At 65.2% G+C, this 19,551-nt stretch carries 11 protein-coding genes and 1 pseudogene; 8 read left to right on the forward strand and 4 right to left on the reverse strand.

Annotated features, from left to right (window positions below; genetic code table 11):
* Nucleotides 1–169: 169 nt before the first annotated feature.
* The 6 genes from PVZ78_RS12255 to PVZ78_RS12280 all read left to right on the forward strand — a co-directional run bounded on the left by PVZ78_RS12255 (nucleotide 170) and on the right by PVZ78_RS12280 (nucleotide 12,884).
* Nucleotides 170–1,498 carry an MdtA/MuxA family multidrug efflux RND transporter periplasmic adaptor subunit gene (locus tag PVZ78_RS12255; RefSeq protein ID WP_009048802.1) on the forward strand — a complete coding sequence of 443 codons (1,329 nt, stop codon included), beginning with the start codon at nucleotides 170–172 and terminating at the stop codon, nucleotides 1,496–1,498.
* Nucleotides 1,495–4,590: an MdtB/MuxB family multidrug efflux RND transporter permease subunit gene (locus PVZ78_RS12260; protein ID WP_273828739.1), complete on the forward strand. Its 3,096-nt coding sequence runs from the start codon at nucleotides 1,495–1,497 to the stop codon at nucleotides 4,588–4,590. Before PVZ78_RS12255 ends, PVZ78_RS12260 begins: the two co-directional genes overlap by 4 nt.
* A 100-nt stretch (nucleotides 4,591–4,690) precedes the next feature.
* On the forward strand, nucleotides 4,691–7,798 hold the full coding sequence (locus PVZ78_RS12265; protein ID WP_038632158.1) for an efflux RND transporter permease subunit: 3,108 nt from the start codon (nucleotides 4,691–4,693) through the stop codon (nucleotides 7,796–7,798).
* Complete coding sequence (locus PVZ78_RS12270; protein ID WP_009048805.1) at nucleotides 7,795–9,273, forward strand: efflux transporter outer membrane subunit; 1,479 nt, start codon at nucleotides 7,795–7,797, stop codon at nucleotides 9,271–9,273. The genes PVZ78_RS12265 and PVZ78_RS12270 overlap by 4 nt, the downstream gene beginning before the upstream one ends.
* A gap of 390 nt (nucleotides 9,274–9,663) precedes the next feature.
* Nucleotides 9,664–11,742: a putative bifunctional diguanylate cyclase/phosphodiesterase gene (locus PVZ78_RS12275; protein ID WP_009048806.1), complete on the forward strand. Its 2,079-nt coding sequence runs from the start codon at nucleotides 9,664–9,666 to the stop codon at nucleotides 11,740–11,742.
* 395 nt (nucleotides 11,743–12,137) lie between these two features.
* Entirely contained in the window at nucleotides 12,138–12,884 is a 747-nt protein-coding gene (locus tag PVZ78_RS12280; protein ID WP_009048807.1) for an SDR family oxidoreductase, read from the forward strand.
* A 179-nt stretch (nucleotides 12,885–13,063) separates the two neighbouring features.
* On the opposite strand, the gene mapR is transcribed toward PVZ78_RS12280, so the two are convergent.
* The 3 genes and pseudogenes from mapR to PVZ78_RS12295 all read right to left on the reverse strand — a co-directional run.
* Nucleotides 13,064–14,473, reverse strand: a complete 1,410-nt coding sequence (gene mapR, locus PVZ78_RS12285) for a GntR family transcriptional regulator MpaR (protein WP_009048808.1) — start codon at nucleotides 14,471–14,473, stop codon at nucleotides 13,064–13,066.
* A gap of 125 nt (nucleotides 14,474–14,598) precedes the next feature.
* Complete coding sequence (gene ccoG, locus PVZ78_RS12290) at nucleotides 14,599–16,011, reverse strand: cytochrome c oxidase accessory protein CcoG (protein WP_009048809.1); 1,413 nt, start codon at nucleotides 16,009–16,011, stop codon at nucleotides 14,599–14,601.
* A 207-nt stretch (nucleotides 16,012–16,218) separates the two neighbouring features.
* Nucleotides 16,219–16,347, reverse strand: a pseudogene (locus PVZ78_RS12295) (DUF3203 family protein); the annotation flags it as partial.
* 105 nt (nucleotides 16,348–16,452) lie between these two features.
* Between PVZ78_RS12295 and PVZ78_RS12300 the strand changes: the two are divergent.
* A complete protein-coding gene (locus tag PVZ78_RS12300) occupies nucleotides 16,453–16,968 on the forward strand; it encodes an MgtC/SapB family protein (RefSeq protein ID WP_053268946.1) in 516 nt (171 codons plus the stop codon).
* Between the two features lie 89 nt (nucleotides 16,969–17,057).
* Here the strand turns inward: PVZ78_RS12300 and PVZ78_RS12305 are convergent, their stop codons facing one another.
* Entirely contained in the window at nucleotides 17,058–17,255 is a 198-nt protein-coding gene (locus PVZ78_RS12305; protein WP_273828740.1) for a hypothetical protein, read from the reverse strand.
* Between the two features lie 247 nt (nucleotides 17,256–17,502).
* Between PVZ78_RS12305 and PVZ78_RS12310 the strand changes: the two genes are divergently transcribed.
* A complete protein-coding gene (locus tag PVZ78_RS12310) occupies nucleotides 17,503–19,503 on the forward strand; it encodes an alpha-1,4-glucan--maltose-1-phosphate maltosyltransferase (protein WP_028682417.1) in 2,001 nt (666 codons plus the stop codon).
* Nucleotides 19,504–19,551 lie beyond the last annotated feature (48 nt).

Raw genomic sequence — 19,551 nt, forward strand, 5'->3', positions numbered from 1 at the left:
TTACAATTATTCACGGCCTGGCCCTGTCCAGGCCGTTTTTATTTGTGCTTCAGTGGCTTAGCAGACACTTACAAACGTAAGCCCAAGGTAAATTGCCGGTAAAGGCGCTTTGCTAAACACCGGCCAGTGCTTATCTTTCAGCCTTCTGAAAAAGATCCCCTCGCGCCCAATGGTTGATCATTCCATGCAATCCTCCGTTTCCCGCAACTCCCGTCGCTGGCTGCTCGGCCTGCTTGTCCTGTTGGCCATCGTCGGCCTGTGCTGGAAATTCTGGCCGGCCTCGACCACCCACAAGGATGCCGCCGGGCAAAAGGCCGCCGTCGGACACACCGGGCGCAGCGGGTCGATGCGGCCAGGGTTCGGTGGCGCGAGCGGGCCGATCCCGGTGCGGGTGGCACCGGCCACGCGCGGGGACTTCCCGCTGTATTACAAGGCGCTGGGCACCGTCACCGCGCTGAACACCATCAATGTGCGCAGCCGGGTGGCCGGTGAGCTGGTCAAGGTGGCCTTCGAGGAAGGGCAGATGGTCAAGGCCGGCGACCTGCTGGCGGAAATCGATCCGCGGCCTTACCAGAACGCCTTGCTCCAGGCCGAAGGCACGCTGTTGCAGAACCAGGCCCAGTTGAAGAACGCCCAGGTCGACTACGAGCGTTATCGCGGCCTGTACGCCCAGGACAGTATCGCCAAGCAGACCCTGGACACCGCCGCGGCGCTGGTCGGCCAGTACCAGGGCACGGTCAAGACCAACCAGGCGGCGGTCAACGACGCCAAGCTCAATCTCGAATTCACCAGGATCCGCGCGCCGATCACCGGCCGCGTCGGCCTGCGCCAGCTGGACGTCGGCAACCTGGTGGCGGCCAACGACACCACCGCGCTGGCGATCATCACCCAGACCCAGCCGATCAGCGTTGCCTTTACCCTGCCGGAGAACAACCTGAGCAGGGTGCTGGAGCGTTATCGCAGCGGCGCCAGGCTGCCGGTGGAAGCCTGGGACCGCGGCGACCAGACACTGCAGGCCAGCGGCGTGCTGCAAAGCCTCGACAACCAGATCGACACCACCACCGGCACCCTGAAGTTCAAGGCGCGCTACGAGAACCGCGACCAGGTGCTGTTCCCCAACCAGTTCGTCAACGTGCGTGTGCTCGCCGACACCCTGAAAAACGTGGTGCTGGCGCCGTCGGCGGCGGTCCAGTTCGGCACCAACGGCACCTTCGTCTACGCCCTGGACGGCGACAACAAGGTCAAGATCCGCCAGTTGCAGGTCGGCGACAGCAACGGCGACTCCACCGTGATCAAGGCCGGCCTGGAAGCCGGCGATCGCGTGGTGCTGGAAGGCACCGACCGCCTGAAAGACGGCAGCGAAGTGGAGGTGGTGAACACCACCGAGGAAGTGCCAACCACCCCGACCCAGCATCTGCAGGGCAAGCCGGCCAGTTCGGCGACTACGCCTGCCACGGCCCCGGCCGCTGACGCCCCGGCGAGCAAGGTCGGCGCATGAACCTCTCGCGGCTGTTCATCCTCCGTCCGGTAGCCACCACCCTGAGCATGCTGGCCATTGTCCTGGCCGGCCTGATCGCCTATCGCCTGCTGCCGGTCTCGGCGTTGCCTCAGGTCGATTACCCGACCATCCGGGTGATGACCCTGTACCCCGGCGCCAGTCCCGACGTGATGACCAGCGCGGTCACCGCGCCCCTGGAACGCCAGTTCGGCCAGATGCCCGGCCTGACCCAGATGGCCTCCACCAGTTCCGGCGGCGCCTCGGTGCTGACCCTGCGTTTCAACCTCGACATCAATATGGATGTCGCCGAGCAGCAGGTGCAGGCCGCGATCAATGCCGCGACCAACCTGCTGCCCACGGATCTGCCGGCGCCGCCGGTGTACAACAAGGTCAACCCGGCGGACACCCCGGTGCTGACCCTGGCCATCACCTCCAAGACCATGCTGCTGCCCAAGCTCAACGACCTGGTCGATACCCGCATGGCGCAGAAGATCGCGCAGATCAGCGGCGTCGGCATGGTCAGCATCGCCGGCGGCCAGCGCCAGGCGGTGCGGATCAAGGTCAACCCGGAGGCCCTGGCGGCCAACGGCCTCAACCTGGCGGACGTGCGCAGCCTGATCGGCGCCTCCAACGTCAACCAGCCCAAGGGCAACTTCGACGGCCCGACCCGGGTGTCGATGCTCGACGCCAACGACCAGCTGACTTCGCCCAAGGATTACGCCGAGCTGATCCTGGCCTACAAGAATGGCGCGCCGCTGCGCTTGAAGGACGTCGCGCAGATCGTCGGCGGCGCCGAGAATGAACGCCTGGCGGCCTGGGCCAATGAAAACCAGGCGGTGCTGCTCAATATCCAGCGCCAGCCCGGGGCCAACGTGATCGAGGTGGTGGACCGGATCAAGGCGCTGCTGCCGAGCATTACCGACAACCTGCCGGCGGGCCTCGACGTCACCGTGCTCACCGACCGCACCCAGACCATCCGCGCCTCGGTCACCGACGTGCAGCACGAACTGCTGATCGCCATCGCCCTGGTGGTGATGGTGACCTTCCTGTTCCTGCGCCGGGCCAGCGCCACGGTGATCCCGTCGATTGCCGTGCCGTTGTCGCTGATCGGTACCTTCGGCGTGATGTACCTGGCGGGCTTCTCGGTCAACAACCTGACCCTGATGGCCCTGACCATCGCCACCGGCTTTGTGGTCGACGATGCCATCGTGATGCTGGAGAACATCTCGCGCTTCATCGAAGAGGGCGACAGCCCGATGCAGGCCGCGCTCAAGGGCGCCAAGCAGATCGGCTTCACCCTGGTGTCGCTGACCCTGTCGCTGATCGCCGTACTGATTCCGCTGCTGTTCATGGCCGACGTGGTCGGGCGGCTGTTCCGCGAGTTCGCCATCACCCTGGCGGTGGCGATCCTGATTTCCCTGGTGGTGTCCCTGACCCTGACGCCGATGATGTGCGCGCGCCTGCTCAAGCGTGAGCCCAAGGAAGAAGAACAGGGCCGGTTCTACCGCGCCAGCGGTGCCTGGATCGACTGGTTGATCGCCAGCTACGGCCGCTGGTTGCAGTGGGTACTCAAGCACCAGCCGCTGACCCTGCTGGTGGCCGTCGGCACCCTGGCGTTGACCGTGTTCCTGTATATGGTGGTGCCCAAGGGCTTCTTCCCGGTACAGGACACCGGGGTGATCCAGGGCATTTCCGAAGCGCCGCAGTCGGTGTCCTTCGCCGCCATGAGCCAGCGCCAGCAGGACCTGGCGAAAATCATCCTGGCCGACCCGGCGGTGGAAAGCCTGTCGTCCTATATCGGGGTCGACGGCGACAACGCCACCCTCAACAGCGGCCGGCTGCTGATCAACCTCAAGCCGCACCGCGAACGCGACCTCAGCGCCGCCGAAGTGATTGCGCGCATCCAGCCCCAGGTCGACCAGTTGGTGGGCGTCCGCCTGTTCATGCAGCCGGTGCAGGACCTGACCATCGAGGACCGGGTCAGCCGTACCCAGTACCAGTTCAGCCTGTCGTCGCCGGATGCCGACCTGCTGGCCCTGTGGAGCGGGCGCCTGGTGGATGCCCTGGTCCACCGGCCGGAACTCACCGACGTCGCCAGCGACCTGCAGGACAAGGGTTTGCAGGTGTACCTGGTGATCGACCGCGACGCCGCTTCGCGCATCGGCGTCTCGGTGTCGAACATCACCGACGCGCTGTACGACGCCTTCGGCCAGCGGCAGATTTCCACCATCTACACCCAGGCCAGCCAATACCGCGTGGTGTTGCAGGCCCAGGCCGGGGAAAGCATCGGCCCGCAGGCGCTGGAACAGATCCATGTGAAGACCATCGACGGCGGCCAGGTGCGGCTGTCGAGCCTGGCTCGGGTCGAGGAGCGCCAGGCGCAACTGGCCATCGCCCATATCGGCCAGTTCCCGGCGGTGATGATGTCGTTCAACCTGGCGCCCGGCGTGGCCCTGGGGCAGGCGGTGGACATCATCGAGCAGGTGCAGCGGGACATCGGCATGCCGGTGGGCGTGCAGACCCAGTTCCAGGGCGCGGCCCAGGCGTTCCAGGCTTCGCTGTCGAGCACCTTGCTGCTGATCCTGGCGGCGGTGGTGACCATGTACATCGTGCTGGGGGTGCTCTACGAGAGCTACATCCACCCGATCACCATCCTTTCCACGCTGCCGTCGGCGGCGGTGGGGGCTTTGCTGGCGCTGATCCTCAGCGGCAACGACCTGGGCATGATCGCGATCATCGGCATCATCCTGCTGATCGGCATCGTCAAGAAGAACGCGATCATGATGATCGACTTCGCCCTCGACGCCGAACGCAACCAGGGCATGGCCCCGGAGCAGGCGATCTACCAGGCGGCGCTCCTGCGTTTCCGACCGATCCTGATGACCACCCTGGCCGCGCTGTTCGGCGCCGTGCCGCTGATGCTGGCCACCGGCTCCGGCGCCGAACTGCGCCAGCCTCTGGGCCTGGTGATGGTCGGCGGCCTGTTGCTGAGCCAGATCCTCACGCTGTTTACCACGCCTGTTATTTACCTGTATTTCGATCGGTTGGGACGCCGCTTTGGCAAGCCTGACTCGAAAGAGGTGGTGGTATGACGGCGAGCTACAAGTTTCAAGCTTCAAGCCGCAAGTCAAAGCCTGCGCGATCCCTGCTTTTCTCTTGCAGCTTGCAGCTTGAAGCTTGGAGCTGCCGCCCATGAACCTGTCCGGACCCTTTATTCGCCGTCCTGTGGCGACGATGCTCTTGAGCCTGGCGATTATGTTATTGGGTGGCGTCAGCTTCGGCCTGCTGCCGGTGTCGCCGCTGCCGCAGATGGACTTCCCGGTGATCGTGGTCCAGGCCAGCTTGCCGGGGGCCAGCCCCGAGGTGATGGCATCCACCGTGGCCACGCCCCTGGAGCGTTCCTTCGGCGCGATCGCCGGGGTCAACACCATGAGCAGCCGCTCCAGCCAGGGTTCGACCCGGGTCATCCTGCAGTTCGACCTGGACCGCGACATCAACGGCGCGGCGCGGGAAGTGCAGGCGGCGATCAACGCCTCGCGCAACCTGCTGCCCAGCGGCATGCGCAGCATGCCCACCTACAAGAAGGTCAACCCGTCCCAGGCGCCGATCATGGTGCTGTCGCTGACCTCCGATGTGCTGGAGAAGGGCCAGCTGTACGACCTGGCCTCGACCATCCTGTCCCAGAGCCTGTCCCAGGTCTCCGGTGTCGGCGAGGTGCAGATCGGCGGCAGTTCGCTGCCGGCGGTGCGCATCGAGCTCGAGCCGCAGTTGCTCAACCAGTACGGCGTGGCCCTCGACGATGTGCGCAAGACCATCGCCGAAGCCAACGTGCGCCGGCCCAAGGGCTCGGTGGAGAACAGCGAGCAGATGTGGCAGGTGCAGGCCAACGACCAGCTGGAGAAGGCCAAGGACTACGAGCCGCTGATCATCCACTACAAGGACGGCGCGGCCCTGCGCCTGAAAGACGTGGCCAAGGTCAGCGACGGCGTCGAGGACCGCTACAACAGTGGCTTCTTCAACGACGACGCGGCGGTGCTGCTGGTGATCAACCGCCAGGCCGGGGCCAACATCATCGAGACGGTCAACGAGATCAAGGCGCAGTTGCCGGCGTTGCAGGCGGTGTTGCCGGCCAGCGTCAAGCTCAACCTGGCGATGGACCGCTCGCCGGTGATCAAGGCCACCCTGCATGAAGCCGAGATGACCCTGCTGATCGCCGTGGCCCTGGTGATCCTGGTGGTCTACCTGTTCCTCGGCAATCTGCGCGCCTCGCTGATCCCGACCCTGGCGGTGCCGGTGTCGCTGGTGGGCACCTTCGCGGTGATGTACCTGTACGGTTTTTCCCTGAACAACCTGTCGCTGATGGCGCTGATTCTCGCCACCGGGCTGGTGGTGGACGACGCCATCGTGGTGCTGGAGAACATTTCCCGGCACATCGACGAAGGCATCGCGCCGATGAAGGCAGCCTACCTGGGAGCCAAGGAAGTCGGCTTCACCCTGTTGTCGATGAACGTCTCGCTGGTGGCGGTGTTCCTGTCGATCCTGTTCATGGGCGGGATCATCGAAAGCCTGTTCCGCGAGTTTTCCATCACCCTGGCGGCGGCGATCATCGTGTCCCTGGTGGTGTCCCTGACCCTGACCCCGATGCTTTGCGCCCGCTGGCTCAAGCCCCATGTGCCGGGCCAGGAGAACGGCCTGCAGCGCTGGAGCCAGCGCGGCAACGACTGGATGGTGGCGAAATACGCCAGCAGCCTGGACTGGGTGCTGCGCCACAAACGCCTGACCCTGCTCAGCCTGTTCGTGACCATCGGCGTCAACATTGCGCTGTACGTGGTGGTGCCCAAGACCTTCATGCCGCAGCAGGACACCGGCCAGTTGATCGGTTTCGTGCGGGGCGACGACGGCCTGTCGTTCACCGTGATGCAGCCGAAGATGGAAATCTTCCGCCGCGAGGTGCTCAAGGACCCGGCGGTGGAGAGCGTGGCCGGCTTCATCGGTGGCAACAACGGCACCAACAACGCCTTCATGCTGGTGCGCCTCAAGCCGATCAAGGAACGCAACATTTCCGCGCAGAAGGTCATCGAGCGCCTGCGCAAGGAAATGCCCAAGGTGCCCGGCGCCCAGCTGATGCTGATGGCTGACCAGGACCTGCAGTTCGGCGGCGGTCGCGAACAGACCACCTCGCAGTATTCCTACATCATCCAGAGCGGCGACCTGGGGGCATTGCGCGAGTGGTACCCGAAGGTGGTCACCGCGCTGCGTGCCTTGCCGGAGCTGACCGCCATCGACGCCCGCGAGGGGCAGGGTGCCCAGCAGGTGACCCTGGTGGTCGACCGCGACCAGGCCAAGCGCCTGGGGATCGACATGAACATGGTCACCGCGGTGCTCAACAACGCCTACAGCCAGCGGCAGATTTCCACCATCTACGACAGCCTCAACCAGTACCAGGTGGTGATGGAGGTCAACCCGAAATACGCCCAGGACCCGATCACCCTCAACCAGGTGCAGGTGATCACCGCCGATGGCGCGCGGGTGCCGTTGTCGACCATCGCCCATTACGAGAACAGCCTGGAAGACGACCGGGTCAGCCACGAAGGCCAGTTCGCCTCGGAAAGCATTTCCTTCGACATGGCCGAAGGGGTGACGGTGGAGCAGGGAACGGCGGCCATCGAACGGGCGCTCGCCAAGGTCGGCATGCCCGAAGACGTGATCGTCAAGATGGCCGGCACCGCCGACGCCTTCGCCGCGACCCAGAAGAGCCAGCCGTTCATGATCCTTGGCGCGCTGCTGGCGGTGTACCTGGTGCTGGGCGTGCTCTATGAAAGCTACATTCACCCGTTGACCATCCTGTCCACGCTGCCGTCGGCCGGGGTCGGCGCCTTGCTGTCGATCTATGTGCTGGGCAGCCAGTTCAGCCTGATCTCGCTGCTGGGGCTGTTCCTGCTGATCGGCGTGGTGAAGAAAAACGCCATCCTGATGATCGACCTGGCGCTGCAGTTGGAGCGCCACCAGGGCCTGGGCCCGCTGGAGTCGATCCGCAGCGCCTGCCTGCTGCGCCTGCGGCCGATCCTGATGACCACCCTGGCGGCGATCCTCGGCGCCTTGCCGTTGCTGCTCGGCAGCGCCGAAGGCGCGGAAATGCGCCAGCCCCTGGGCCTGACCATTATCGGCGGCCTGGTCTTCAGCCAGATCCTGACCCTCTACACCACCCCGGTGGTCTACCTCTATCTCGATCGCCTGCGCCATAAATTCAACCACTGGCGTGGGGTCCGTACCGATGCCGCTCTGGAAACGCCGCTATGACTGACTGCTCGCCCCGCAACCTTCCTCAGCGCCTGGCCCTGGCCCGCGGTTCGCGGCTGTTGAGCCTGAGCTTGAGCCTGGCGCTGCTCAGCGCCTGCGCCATTGGCCCGGACTATCAGCGCCCGACCGTCGCCGAGCCTGCGCAATACAAGGAAGCAGCAGGCTGGCGCCAGGCCAGTCCCAGCGATTCCCTGGCCCGTGGCGCCTGGTGGGAACTGTATGGCGACCAACAGCTCAACGGCCTGATCGACAAGCTCAACAGCGCCAACCAGACCGTGGCGCAGTCCGAGGCCCAGTACCGCCAGGCCCAGGCCCTGGTGCGCAGCGCCCGTGGCTCGCTGTTCCCCACGGTCGACCTGAGCGCCGGCAAAACCCGCGCCAGCCAGGGCACCGGCAGCAGCAGTTCGGCCCTGAGCAGCTCCTCCAGCGGCATTCGCGACACCTACAACACCCAGCTCGGGGTGAGCTGGGAGGCCGATGTCTGGGGCAAGCTGCGTCGCGGCCTGGAAGCCAACGAAGCCAGCGCCGAAGCCAGCTTCGCCGACCTCGCGGCGATGCGCCTGAGCCAGCAGTCGGAACTGGTGCAGAACTACCTGCAACTGCGGGTCATGGACCAGCAGAAGCGCCTGCTCGAAGCCACGGTGGCGGCTTACCAGCGTTCGCTGACCATGACCGAGAACCAGTACCGCGCCGGCGTCTCCGGCAAGGACGCGGTGGCCCAGGCGCAAACCCAGCTGAAAACCACCCAGGCCGACCTGATCGACCTGATCTGGCAACGCGCCCAGCTGGAAAACGCCATCGCGGTGTTGATCGGCCTGCCGCCGGCCGAGTTCAGCCTGGCCGAGACCCAGGACATCCCGGCCTTGCCCCAGGTGCCCCTGAGCCTGCCGTCGCAACTGCTGGAGCGGCGCCCGGACATCGCTTCGGCCGAGCGTTCGGTGATCGCTGCCAACGCCAATATCGGCGTGGCCAAGGCCGCCTATTACCCGGACCTGACCCTGAGCCTGGCCGGCGGCTACAGCAGCAGTACCTACGCCGACTGGATCAGCCTGCCGAACCGCTTCTGGTCGGTGGGGCCGAAACTGGCCATGACCCTGTTCGACGGTGGCCAGCGCTCGGCGGAAGTCGACCGCACCGAGGCGGCCTACGACCAGACCGTGGCCAAGTACCGCCAGACCGTGCTCGACGGCTTCCGCGAGGTGGAGAACTACCTGGTGCAGCTCAAGGTCCTGGAAGACGAGGCCGCGGTGCGCCAGCAGGCCCTGGATTCGGCGCGCGAGTCGCTGCGCCTGACCGAGAACCAGTACAAGGCCGGGGTGATCGCCTACCTGGACGTGGTGGTGGTACAGGCCACCGCGTTGAACAACGAACGCAGCGTGCTGAGCCTGCTGCAAAGCCGGCTGGTCACCAGCGTGCAACTGATCGCCGCCCTCGGCGGCGGCTGGGACGGCCAGCTGCAGGCCAGCAAGGAGTAACAGGCTGAATCCGTGATCCGCCCGGGTTTACCACCGCTGCCTGACCCTTGTAGCCGCTGCCGAGTCCGCGAGGCTGCGAACGGTTTGGGCGGCACTCCGACGTAGCGACCGCAGCTCCTGAAACCACGGCCTGCCTGGATAAATGCGCTGTTTGGTTCCACGACCGCTACGCGGTCGCGCGCAGGCTGCGCCAGCGGCTACATCGATAGCGGCGAGCCTGGCGTTGTCAGGAGCCGGGTCGCTGTCACCGATTTGTTTTATCAGCCGGCTACTTTCGTCCGACTGATGGCTTTTTGCTTACTTTGTGAGTGTGTTTCTGTACGCAATCAGTACAATTGCGCCTTTTTACCGCCGGGCATGGAAGCTTCCGGCTCACGCCACGAGACGTTCATGCTCACCGGTACCTACTCTCCCGCCCTGGTTCTGATTTCCCTGTTTGTGGCGATTCTCGCCTCTTACACCGCGCTCGACCTGACCGGTCGCATCGCCACCACGCGTGGTCGAGCGGCGTTGCTGTGGATGGCCGGCGGCGCCCTGGCCATGGGCATCGGGGTGTGGTCGATGCACTTTATCGGCATGCTCGCCTTCAGCCTGCCCATCGACCTGGGCTACGACACCGGCATCACCGCGCTGTCGCTGCTGATTTCCGTGCTGTCCTGCGGTTTCGCCCTGTGGCTGGTGAGCCAGCAGAGCCTGCCGCTGTGGCAGCTGGCCTTCGGCGCGCTGGTCATGGGCGCCGGGATCAGCGCCATGCATTACACCGGCATGGCGGCGATGCGCATGCAGCCGGGCATCGACTACGACCCGAGCCTGTTCGGCGCCTCGCTGCTGATTGCCGTCGGCGCCTCGGCCGCGGCGCTGTGGATCGCCTTCCGCCTGCGCCGCAATACCCCTTATGTACGCCTGGCCCGCTGTGGGGCCGCGGTGGTGATGGGCATCGCCATTGTCGGCATGCACTACACCGGCATGGCCGCGGCGCGTTTCGCCGACGGCAGTTTCTGTGGCGCGGCGGTGGACGGCCTGAGCGGCAAGGGCCTGGACAACCTGGTGCTGATCACCACCCTGGCGGTGCTGGTCATTGCCTTGCTGACCTCGGTCCTCGACGCGCGCCTGGAAGCGCGCACCGCGGTACTGGCCGAATCGCTGACCGTGGCCAACCGCGAGCTGACCCAACTGGCGCTGCACGACACCCTGACCGGCCTGCCGAACCGCACGCTGCTGGCCGACCGGATCGACCAGGCGATGCAGCGGGTGACGGAGCAGGGCGGCTGTTTTGCCCTGATGTTCATCGACCTGGACGGCTTCAAGCCGGTCAACGATGCCTTTGGCCATCACATGGGCGACCAGTTGCTGCGCGAGGTGGCGGTGCGCCTGCGCGAAGACCTGCGCAGCCAGGACACCCTGGCGCGGATCGGCGGCGACGAGTTCGTGCTGCTGGTGCAACTGAACGAGGCGGACGACGCCTTGCGCCTGGCCGCGCGCCAGGTGGGGCTGATCGGCCAGGTGTTCCGGGTGGCCGAGCATGAGTTGCAGATCTCCGCCAGCGTCGGCATCGCGGTGTACCCGGGCAACGGTCTGACGCCCCAGGAACTGCTGATGAATGCCGATGCGGCGATGTACCACGCCAAGGGCACCGGCAAGAACGGCTACAGCTTCTTCGACGCCTCGATGAACAGCGACGCGCGCCGGCAACTGCAACTGTTGCAGGACCTGCGCCATGCCGTCGAGCACGGCGAGTTCAGGCTGTATTACCAGCCCAAGTTCGACGCCGCCAACGGCTTGCCGGTGGGCGCCGAAGCCTTGCTGCGCTGGGAACACCCGCAACTGGGCCTGCTGCTGCCGGACAAGTTCATCGACCTGGCGGAAAAGACCGGGCTGATCATCCCCATCGGCGAGTGGGTGCTCAACGAGGCCTGCCGGCAGATGCGCGAGTGGTACAGCGAAGGCTACGAAGGCTGGCGGATCGCGGTGAACATTTCGGCGCTGCAGTTCTGCCATGCCGGGCTGGTCGACAGCGTGGCCAGGGCGTTGAGCCGCCACCACCTGCCGGCCAACAGCCTGACCCTGGAGATCACCGAGACCACGGCCATGAGCGATGCCGATGCCAGCATGACCGTGCTCAAGCAACTGGCGGACATGGGCGTCGACCTGTCGATCGACGACTTCGGCACCGGTTATTCGAGCCTGATGTACCTCAAGCGCCTGCCGGCCAACGAATTGAAGATCGACCGCGGTTTTGTCCGCGACCTGGAACACGACAGCGACGACGCGGCAATCGTCTCGGCCATCGTCGCCCTGGGCCAGGCCCTGGGCCTGCGCATCGTCGCCGAGGGCGTGGAAACCGATGTGCAGCAAAGCTTCCTGACCCAGCTGGGCTGCGATTCGCTGCAAGGTTATTTCCTCGGCCATCCGCTGCCGGCCGCGCGCTTCATGCAGAACATCCATCAGGCCGAACAGCTGGCCCTCTGAGCGGCCTCGCAAGCCTGCCTGCTTCTCAGGTTCGCAGCCTGCGGCAGCGGCTAGAGAGGCTTCTGTAGGAGCGGCCGGTCGACGCTCGATTGCCCAGACAGCGCCGCCCCATAAGGATTTGCTGGCGTGAGAGCGCCACGGCCGTACCGGCCGATCGCAGCCTGCGGCAGCGGCTACATCGATCGCGTTGTAGCCGACTCCTGTAGCCGCTGCCGAGCCTGCGAGGCTGCGATCGGTCGCGCAGCGACCGCAAACTCCAAGCCTGCGACCTGCCTGGATAGACACGCCGACCGACGATCAGCCACGGGACGGATGACGGCCCCGAGAAGGTTTGCAACGCTGGCCCCAGGGTGTTTAATTGCTGGCGTTCAAAGATCAGCGAGGGAGTTGGCAGCATGGACAAAGTCATCCTCATCACCGGTGGTGGTCGCGGTATTGGCGCGGCCACCGCGCTGCTGGCCGCGCAACAGGGCTATCGCATCTGCATCAACTACCAGGCCGACGAACAGGCGGCCTTCCAGGTGCTGGAGCAGGTGCGCGGCCTGGGCGCCCAGGCGATTGCCGTGCGGGCCGATGTCAGCATCGAGGACGAAGTGATTGGCCTGTACCACCGGGTCGACGCCGAACTGGGGCGGGTCACCGCGCTGGTGAACAACGCCGGGACCGTCGGGCAGAAGTCGCGGCTCGACGAAATGTCCGAATTCCGCATTCTGAAGACCATGAAGACCAACGTGCTCGGACCGATCCTCTGCGCCAAGCACGCGGTGCTGCGCATGTCGCCAAGGCATGGCGGGCAGGGCGGCAGCATCGTCAACGTGTCCTCGGTCGCCGCCCGCCTGGGCTCGCCCGGCGAGTACATCGACTACGCGGCCTCCAAGGGGGCGCTGGACACCTTCACCATCGGCCTGTCCAAGGAAGTCGCCGGCGAAGGCATCCGCGTCAACGGGGTGCGCCCGGGCTATATCTACACCGACTTCCACGCCCTGAGCGGCGATGCCGACCGCGTCAGCAAACTGGAGTCCGCCATTCCCATGGGCCGCGGCGGGCGCCCGGACGAAGTGGCGGAGGCAATCATCTGGCTGCTGTCGGACAAGGCCTCCTATTCCACCGGGACCTTTATCGACCTCGGCGGCGGCCGCTGAGAGTTTCGCGCGTGTAGCCGCTGCCGAGCCTGCGAGGCTGCGATCGACTGCGCAGCAGTCGCAAGGCCGGACAGCGCGTCTATCCAGACAGATCGCAAGTTCAGGATTTGCGGTCGCTGCGCGACCGATCGCAGCCTCGCAGGCTCGGCAGCGGCTACAGATTCCACACCGTCCCGGCTTCAGAACGACCGCACGATCCTGCCCAGGGTTTCCATGGCCTTTTCCGCCGCTTCGTTCCACGGGCTGCCGTAGTTGAGGCGGATGCAGTTTCGAAAGCGCTGGGTCGGCGAGAAGATTGGTCCCGGGGCGATGCTGATGCCCTGGGCCAGGGCCATCTGGAACAGCTTCAACGAATCCATCTGCGCCGGCAGTTCCAGCCACAGGAAGTAGCCGCCGGCCGGCTGGCTGACCCGGGTCTGCGCCGGGAAATAGCGGGCAATGGCGGCGAGCATGGCGCTCTGCTGTTCTTCCAGGGCGTAGCGCAGCTTGCGCAGGTGGCGGTCGTAGCCGCCGTGTTGCAGGTAGTCGGCGATGGCCGCCTGGGCCGGCATCGAGGCGCACAGCGAGGTCATCAGCTTCAGCCGTTCGATCTTCTGCGCGTAACGCCCGGCGGCGACCCAGCCGATGCGATAACCCGGCGCCAGGCTCTTGGCGAACGAGCCGCAATGCATCACCAGGCCCTCGGTGTCGAAGGCCTTGGCCGGTTTCGGCGCCTGCTGGCCGTAATACAGCTCGGCGTAGACGTCGTCCTCGATCAGCGGCACCTGATGGCTGCGCAGCAACTCCACCAGCTCCTGTTTCTTCGCCTCGGGCATGGTCGCGCCCATGGGGTTCTGGAAGCTGGTCATGCACCAGCAGGCCTTGATCGGATGCCGTTCCAGGGTCTGCGCCAGCACCCCGAGATCGATCCCGTCCCGCGGGTGCACGGGGATTTCCACCGCCTTGAGTTTCAGGCGCTCCAGCACTTGCAGGCTGGCGTAGAAGGCCGGGGCCTCGATGGCCACCAGGTCGCCGGGTTCGGTCACTGCCTGCAGGCACAGGTTCAGGGCTTCCAGGGCGCCGTTGGTGATCAGCAGTTCTTCCATGGGCAGCATCAGCCCGCCGACCATGTAGCGCAGGGCGATCTGCCGGCGCAGCTGCGGGTTGCCCGGCGACATGTCGGTGACCACCACGCGCGGGTCCATCTCGCGGCTGGCGCTGGCCAGGGAGCGCGACAGGCGTTGCAGCGGGAACAGGGTCGGGCTGGGAAAGGCCGAACCGAACGGCACGGTGGTCGGGTCCTTGATCGAGTCCAGCACCGAGAACACCAGTTCGCTGACATCGACTTCGGTGGACTCGTTGACCTGGCTGCTGATCACCGGCTCCGAGAACGGGCTGGGCGCATGGGTGTTGACGAAGTAGCCGGAGCGCGGCCGGGCGCGGATCAGGCCGCGGCGTTCCAGCAGGTAATAGGCCTGGAACACCGTGGACGGGCTGACCCCATAGGTCTGGCTGGCATAACGTACCGAAGGTACGCGCTGGCCGGGGCCGAGCACCCCGGAGCGGATCAGTTCTGCGATGTCGTCGGCGAATTTTTCGTAGCGTTTCATGGGGCGGCTCGGGTTGGGGGCTGCGGTGGCTGAGGGATTTATCGCGAGCAAGCTCGCTCCTACGGGGGCCCGGGTAGGAGCGAGCTTGCTCGCGATAGCCGCAAAGCGGCGCCCAGTCTAAGGGATCAACGGTTCAAGGGCGCAACAAACCGGCTCTTGGCCACGCTGTAGATCTCTGGCTGGTCGGCGTCGACCACCTTGAAACTCAACTCCTGGGAACTGCTCTGCGGCTTGTCGGCGATCATCGCCACCGACACCGGCAGGTCGACGATCTCGCCCGCGGCCAGGCTGATTTCACTCTTGCCCTGCAGCTGGAAGCCGTCGCCGTCCACCAGTTGCAGGCGATAATCCTGGCGTTGCTGGGTCTTGTTGATGATCTTCAGGCTGTAGATGTTCTCGATCTGGCCCAGGCTGTTTTCGCGGAACAGGCCCCGGTCCTTGCTGACGTCCAGCGACACCATCGGCCGCTCCACCAGCGCCAGGGCCAGGGCGCCGATCATCACCAGCAGCACCGCGCTGTAGCCGATCAGACGCGGGCGCAGCAGGTGGGTCTTGCCACCCTGCAACTGGTGCTCCGAGGTGTAGCTGATCAGGCCCCGGGCATAGCCCATCTTGTCCATGATCGAATCGCAGGCGTCGATGCAGGCGGCGCAGCCGATGCATTCCATCTGCAGGCCGTCGCGGATGTCGATGCCGGTCGGGCAGACCTGCACGCACAGCTGGCAGTCGATGCAGTCGCCGAGGCCGATATCGGTGGGTTTCACGCCACGCTTGCGCGGGCCACGGATTTCGCCACGGGCCGGGTCGTAGGAGATGGTCAGGGTGTCCTTGTCGAACATCACGCTCTGGAACCGCGCATAAGGGCACATGTGCATGCACACCGCCTCGCGCAGCCAGCCGGCGTTGAGGTAGGTGGCGCCGGTGAAGAACAGCACCCAGAACAGGCTGATGCCGCCGATCTGCAGGGTCAGCAGTTCCTCGGCCAGCGGCCGGATCGGGGTGAAGTAGCCGACGAAGGTCAGCCCGGTGAGCAGGCTGATGGCCAGCCACAGGGTGTGCTTGGCCGAACGGCGGATCAGCTTGTTCAGGTTCCAGGGCGCGGCTTGCAGCTTGATGCGCTGGTTGCGTTCACCCTCGGTGATCTTCTCGCACCACATGAACAGCCAGGTCCAGGAGCTCTGCGGGCAGGTGTAGCCACACCAGACGCGGCCGGCGAACACGGTGATGGCGAACAGGCCGAAGGCGCAGATGATCAGCAGGGCCGAGAGCAGGATGAAATCCTGCGGCCAGAAGGTGGCGCCGAAGATATGGAACTTGCTTTCCGCCAGGTCCCAGAGCACCGCCTGGCGGCCGCCCCAGTTCAGCCACACGGTGCCGAAGAACAACAGGAACAGGAACCCCGCGCCGCTCATGCGCAGGGTGCGGAACAAGCCGGTGAAGCTGCGGGTGTGGATCAGGTTGTCGCTGGATTTGGCCTTCGTCTTTGGGCGCGCAGGCTCGAAGGTTTCTACTAATCGGACGGGGATTCTTTCGCTCATGGTCGTTCGCTCATCAGCCTCCATCAGGCCAATGAACTATGCCCAGCGATCTGTTTGCATAACAGACTCAGGTATCGCAATAAAAAGCAGATCAGATGACCGCGAAGGGCCGCCCTGCGACAACTTGCCATACCCGGCAAAGCGCCCGATATCGGGCGCCAGCAGCGTCTGGCACAAGCCTGTGGCGGATACCGTGATGCAGATCAGTCAAATCACCGAATCACTGTCGCTGGCGCGCAGATGGCGCCGGCCGTCGGTGGCGCCTGCTACGGTCAATGCGTTGGCTTCTGCTTCGGTGATGCAGATGCGCAGCCCTTCGAGGTCGACCGCCGGCAGATCGCACCTTTAGCCTGGCGTCGCTGTCCTCTCATTAAGGAGGGCCGCCTCGCCAGGGGCGTCGCCCGCCCGCCAACAAGACGCCGAACGGAAAAGGACCTGCGCATGAACGCCTGGTGGAATGAAGCCTGGGTCACCCTGCAAGCCGAGTTCGCCGACATCGGCGATGCCCGGCAACTCACCCAGATCACCGTACGCCTGCTGATCGCCGCGCTGCTGGGCGGCATTCTCGGTTTCGAGCGCGAGCACAAGGGCAAGGCCGCCGGGGTGCGCACCCATATGCTGGTGGCATTGGGGGCGGCGCTGTTCGTGCTGGTGCCGCAGATGTCCGGCTCCCAGGCCGATGCCATGAGCCGGGTGGTGCAGGGGGTGATCGCCGGTATCGGCTTTCTCGGCGCGGGCACCATTCTCAAGGGCAAGCAGGACGAGGAAGGGCACGTCAAGGGCCTGACCACCGCGGCCGGGCTATGGATGACCGCGGCGATCGGCGTCTCGGTGGGCGTTGGCCGCGAAGCCACGGCGGTGCTCAGCACTTTGCTGGCGCTGGCGGTCTTCAGTGTGATGCCCTGGATAGTGCGCAAGCTGGAAGGCGACGATGAACCGCCCGAAGGAACGCCCTGAAGCGTTGTGGACACGCTCGCCGCCAGCAACGAAGGGATGCCCGCGACGGGTTGCGACGGCAGCGACGGGCAACCGATTGTCTACGCTTGTCATGGTTTGGGCGTAATGCTGTGATCGCAAGCGATGACCGGCGCCGGATCGCTCGGCGGCTCCTCCTTGGGCGGCGGGGTCGTTTCCGGTGGATCTTCCTCGGGCACCGGTTGCGGCCCTGTTGGGGGCACGATTGGCGGCAAGGTCGGGCGATCGATGTTCGGATCGGGTGTTTCCGCAGGGATCGGGATACTCATCGGCATGGCCTCCTTTGTGCTTGGTTTTGCACAGTCGCCCAAGGTGGACCCTCGACCCGGTGATTTGATTCCCGGCGCGAAGGGAGGCAAATCCGGGTGAACTTTCCCGGCCCTGGTGTCTCGGAACCTAAGTGCTTCGCTGATCCGCGCGGGACGTTGCCGACACCGAGGGCCGATCTCAAAAGATGGCGCCGCGCCGGAATAGACCAGCAACAGAGCGTCCATGGGGCGTAAGGAGTGATGCTCGATGACTGCCGAAAAAAGACCGACTGAACTGCAATACAACCCGAACCTGCCGCTGTCGCAGGCCTTGTTGCTGCCACGTATCGTCATCGAGAACACCCGGCCGCTGATCGACGGTGGCCAGTTCGCGGTCAAGGCGGTGGTGGGGCAGGTGGTCAAGGTCAGCAGCAAGGTGTTCGCCGATGGCCACGACAAGCTGGCCGTGCGCATCCGCTGGTGCGCCGAGAACGACAGCCACTGGCACAGCGAAACCATGGAAGACCTCGGCAACAATAGCTGGGAAGGCCAGTTCACAGTGCCCAGCCAGGGCCGCTACCTGTATTGCATCGAGGCTTGGATCGATCAGTTCGCCAGCTTCTGCTACGACCTGCAGAAGAAACACCAGGCCGGCATCGCCGTCAGCCTCGAATTGCAGGAGGGCCGCAGCCACGTGTTGCAGGCCGCCGAGCGCAGCGAAGGGCCGCTGCGCGAGCAGTTGCTGGCGCTGCACCATGAACTGGCGACGCTGCTGGAAGCCGAGCAGGTGGCGCTGTTCCTGCACGAACGCAGTGCACAACTGATGGCCGAGGCCGACTACCGCCCGTACCTGAGCCTGAGCCCGGAATACCCGCTGGACGTGGAACGCGAGCGCGCGCAGTTCGCCAGCTGGTACGAGCTGTTTCCCCGCTCGATCACCGACGATCCGGCCCGACACGGCACGTTCAATGATGTGCACTCGCGCCTGGCGATGATCCATGACATGGGCTTCGACGTGCTGTACTTCCCGCCGATCCATCCCATCGGCCGCAGCTTCCGCAAGGGCCGCAACAACTCGCTGACCGCCGGCCCCGACGAGCCGGGCAGCCCCTATGCGATCGGTGGCGAAGAAGGCGGCCACGAGGCGATCCACCCGCAGCTCGGCAGCCGCGAGGATTTCCGCCGGCTGGTGGCGGCCGCCGCCGAACACGGCCTGGAGGTCGCCCTGGATTTCGCCATCCAGTGTTCCCAGGACCACCCCTGGCTCAAGCAACATCCGGGCTGGTTCAACTGGCGCCCGGACGGCAGCATCAAATATGCCGAGAACCCGCCGAAGAAATACCAGGACATCGTCAACGTCGACTTCTATGCCATCGAGGCCATCCCCAGCCTGTGGCTGGAGCTGCGCGACATCGTGGTCGGCTGGGTCGAGGAGGGGGTGAAGATCTTTCGCGTGGACAACCCGCACACCAAGCCGCTGCCGTTCTGGCAGTGGCTGATCGCCGATGTGCGGGCGCGGTACCCGGAGGTGATCTTCCTCGCCGAGGCCTTCACCACGCCGGCGATGATGGCGCGCCTGGGCAAGGTCGGTTATTCCCAGAGCTACACCTATTTCACCTGGCGCAATACCAAGAGCGAACTGGCGACTTACTTCACCGAACTGAACCAGTCGCCGTGGCGCGAGTGCTACCGGCCGAACTTTTTCGTCAACACGCCGGACATCAACCCGTTCTTTCTCCATGACTCGGGACGGCCGGGGTTTCTCATCCGCGCCGCGCTGGCCACCATGGGCTCGGGCCTGTGGGGCATGTACTCGGGGTTCGAGCTGTGCGAGTCGGCGCCGGTTCCGGGGCGCGAGGAATACCTCGACTCGGAGAAGTACGAGATCCGCCCCCGGGATTTCAGCGCTCCGGGCAACATCATTGCCGAGATCGCCCAGCTCAACCGCATCCGCCGGCAGAACCCGGCGCTGCATACCCACCTGGGCCTGCAGGTCTACAACGCCTGGAACGACAACATCCTGTATTTCGGCAAGCGCACCGCCGACCTCAGCAATTTCATCCTGGTGGCGGTCAGCCTCGACCCGTTCAACGCCCAGGAGGCGCATTTCGAATTGCCGCTGTGGGAGCTGGGCCTGCCCGACGATGCGCAAACCCAGGGCGAGGACCTGATGAACGGCCATCGCTGGACCTGGTACGGCAAGACCCAGTTCATGCGGATCGAACCCTGGCAGCAACCGTTCGGCATCTGGCGTATCAGCGTTGCTTGACGCGATCGATGTAGCCGCTGCCGCAGGCTGCGATCGGCCCGGAACGGG

Source organism: Pseudomonas sp. SBT1-2, from assembly GCF_028640875.1.
Lineage (GTDB): Bacteria > Pseudomonadota > Gammaproteobacteria > Pseudomonadales > Pseudomonadaceae > Aquipseudomonas > Aquipseudomonas chlororaphis_I.

What these genes read in the sequence shown, in the direction of transcription:
- PVZ78_RS12265 (WP_038632158.1), top strand. Translation starts at nt 4,691, where the DNA reads ATGAACCTGTCCGGACCCTTTATTCGCCGTCCTGTGGCGACGATGCTC.
- ccoG (WP_009048809.1), bottom strand. Translation starts at nt 16,011, where the DNA reads ATGAGCGAAAGAATCCCCGTCCGATTAGTAGAAACCTTCGAGCCTGCG.
- mapR (WP_009048808.1), bottom strand. Translation starts at nt 14,473, where the DNA reads ATGAAACGCTACGAAAAATTCGCCGACGACATCGCAGAACTGATCCGC.
- PVZ78_RS12305 (WP_273828740.1), bottom strand. Translation starts at nt 17,255, where the DNA reads ATGAGTATCCCGATCCCTGCGGAAACACCCGATCCGAACATCGATCGC.
- PVZ78_RS12280 (WP_009048807.1), top strand. Translation starts at nt 12,138, where the DNA reads ATGGACAAAGTCATCCTCATCACCGGTGGTGGTCGCGGTATTGGCGCG.
- PVZ78_RS12310 (WP_028682417.1), top strand. Translation starts at nt 17,503, where the DNA reads ATGACTGCCGAAAAAAGACCGACTGAACTGCAATACAACCCGAACCTG.
- PVZ78_RS12275 (WP_009048806.1), top strand. Translation starts at nt 9,664, where the DNA reads ATGCTCACCGGTACCTACTCTCCCGCCCTGGTTCTGATTTCCCTGTTT.
- PVZ78_RS12255 (WP_009048802.1), top strand. Translation starts at nt 170, where the DNA reads ATGGTTGATCATTCCATGCAATCCTCCGTTTCCCGCAACTCCCGTCGC.
- PVZ78_RS12270 (WP_009048805.1), top strand. Translation starts at nt 7,795, where the DNA reads ATGACTGACTGCTCGCCCCGCAACCTTCCTCAGCGCCTGGCCCTGGCC.
- PVZ78_RS12260 (WP_273828739.1), top strand. Translation starts at nt 1,495, where the DNA reads ATGAACCTCTCGCGGCTGTTCATCCTCCGTCCGGTAGCCACCACCCTG.
- PVZ78_RS12300 (WP_053268946.1), top strand. Translation starts at nt 16,453, where the DNA reads ATGAACGCCTGGTGGAATGAAGCCTGGGTCACCCTGCAAGCCGAGTTC.